Source organism: Bacillus sp. JJ722 (assembly GCF_036963345.1).
GTDB lineage: Bacteria > Bacillota > Bacilli > Bacillales > DSM-1321 > Bacillus_AD.
Window position 1 is genome coordinate 1 of sequence record NZ_JBALMO010000305.1, and the last position, 1,013, is coordinate 1,013.

General features: G+C 30.7%; 1 protein-coding gene. It reads left to right on the forward strand.

Features of this window, described 5'->3' with window-relative positions; all coding sequences use genetic code 11:
- The first annotated feature begins 90 nt into the window (after positions 1–90).
- Positions 91–1,005: an EamA family transporter gene (locus tag V7014_RS24530; protein WP_335511290.1), complete on the forward strand. Its 915-nt coding sequence runs from the start codon at positions 91–93 to the stop codon at positions 1,003–1,005.
- Positions 1,006–1,013: the final 8 nt, after the last annotated feature.

Sequence of the window (1,013 nt, forward strand, 5' to 3'; positions counted from 1 at the left end):
TATGTATAATGGGATTTAAATCATGAATCTTAATCACCTAAGAAGTGTTCTTACAAGTTATTTTAGTAAAGGAAATAGGTGATTAACAAAATGTTAATTAGAGATGAAAGTAATGGGGGAAATTTACATATTATAGGTGTAATAGCTTTATTGTTATCTGCTTTGTTAACTGCAGCAAGCCAAGTATTTTATGCAAGCCATGTTCAGAATACTCATCCATTTATATTCACTGGTATAAGTTTCTTTTTAACTGCTTGTTATTTTTCCTTATTTGCGATGAAGCAAAAAGTAACATATCAGTGGGCATCAGCATGGCAAGCATTGCTTAAGTTAAATTTGTCCTCTGTACTAGCATTTATGGGGTTTTATTTTGCATTAAAATTCATTGAACCAGCGATAGTTAGTTCACTCGAGATGGGGCTAGGTCCATTTTTTGTTATATTACTAACATCTATACAAAGAAAAGATGTCAGTAAAGCACAGTGGGGAATTGCAATAGGAACTCTGTTAGCTTGTTACTTATTAATCGTTTCTATTTTTAATGGAGATTCAGGATTACATGTGAAGCTAGATATAAATACTATTTTGGGCATTATAGCAAGTGTGTTTTGTGGTCTAGGTGCTGTACTTTGTACAGTTTATTCTAAGCAATTAAGTTCGATTGGCTGGACAAGTTCAATGATTTTAACACATCGTTTTTATGGTATTGTGCTTCTATCTTTTATGTTTACATATGATCTTATAGTGCATTATTTTGTTGATCATATTGTATGGATTTTAATTGTAACAATAGCAGGCGTACTAATACCGATGTATTTATTGCAGAAAGGAATTCAATATTGTAAGACTTTTTTAGTAATGATGTCCCTCTGTTTTATTCCTGTTTTTACATTTTTCTTTCAATTATTCGATCCGAGGCTTTCTTGGTCAACAACAACACTATTTGCTGTTATTTTATTATTTATTTTAGGTGTTTTTAGTATTTATTTAGAGAAAAAAGTTTAGGATTACTC